1 protein-coding gene and 1 pseudogene are annotated in these 1,040 nt (G+C 59.0%); both read right to left on the bottom strand.

The genetic code is table 11. The features are described from left to right. Positions 1-29: 29 nt before the first annotated feature. The gene (locus AC1DX0_RS36335) at positions 30-911 is read right to left on the bottom strand and encodes a cytochrome c oxidase subunit 3 (RefSeq protein ID WP_477219646.1); all 882 of its coding nucleotides are present in this window, start codon (positions 909-911) and stop codon (positions 30-32) included. Between the two features lies 1 nt (position 912). Next, positions 913-1,040, bottom strand: a pseudogene (locus tag AC1DX0_RS36330) (cytochrome c oxidase assembly protein); the annotation flags it as partial.

The raw sequence follows: 1,040 nt of genomic DNA, 5'->3' as shown, positions 1-1,040 counted from the left end.
CTTTTCCTGGAATTGCTCCGAAGGCCGGATCAGTGGCCTTCGATCACCGCGCCGACTGATCCCCAGACATAGATCGAGGCGAACAGGAACAGCCAGACCACGTCGACGAAGTGCCAGTACCAGGCCGCCGCTTCGAAGCCGAAATGCTGCTTGGGGGTGAAGTCGCCCTTCATCGCGCGGATCAGGCAGACCAGCAGAAAGATGGTGCCGATGATGACGTGGAAGCCGTGAAAGCCGGTCGCCATGAAGAAGGTGGCGCCGTAGATGGAATCCTTGAAGCCGAACGGAGCGTGCATGTACTCGTAGGCCTGCACCATGGTGAACAGCATGCCGAGGCCGACGGTCAGCACCAGGCCGTTGATCAGGCCCTTGCGATCGCCATGGATGAGCGAATGGTGCGCCCAGGTGACCGTGGTGCCCGACAACAGAAGGATGATGGTGTTGTAGAGCGGCAAGTGGAAGGGATCGAGAACTTCCATGCCCTTCGGCGGCCAGACGCCACCGGTAAATGTGTGGCGTGCGTAGTTCTGTGCCTCGCCGGCAAAAAGGCTGGCGTCGAAATAGGCCCAGAACCAGGCGACGAAGAACATCACCTCCGAGGCGATGAACATGATCATGCCGTAGCGCAGATGCAGCGACACGACGCGCGTGTGATGGCCCTCATGCGCTTCCTTGATCGTGTCGGACCACCAGGCAAACATGGTGTAGAGCACGATCACGATGCCGATGAAGAACAGCCATGGATTGGCGATGTTGAAGCCGAAGATCGGGAAGGAGCCGCCCTTCAGGTACTCCATCAAGGCGACACCGCCAAAGGCCATGACGAGCGCCCCTATCGAGCCCAGGAAAGGCCACGGGCTCGGGTCGACGAGATGATAGTCATGCTGTGGTTTTGCGTGCGCGTCTGCCATATCAACCCCCGAGATTTGCTTCGGTATTGGAAATTGTCTTGGTGTTGCCCTGGACCGGCTCCGAAGAGGCGACGGGCTTGGTCTTCTCGACCGGGAACATCGTATAGGACAGGGTGATCGTCTTCACGT

The organism is Mesorhizobium sp. P3_A9, from assembly GCF_056402975.1.
Note: the sequence above shows the minus strand (reverse complement) of the source record. Positions and strands in the feature narration are given on the sequence as shown.

Bases quoted from the DNA above. Each gene is read 5' to 3' on its own strand.
- AC1DX0_RS36335 (WP_477219646.1), bottom strand. From the start codon at position 911: ATGGCAGACGCGCACGCAAAACCACAGCATGACTATCATCTCGTCGAC.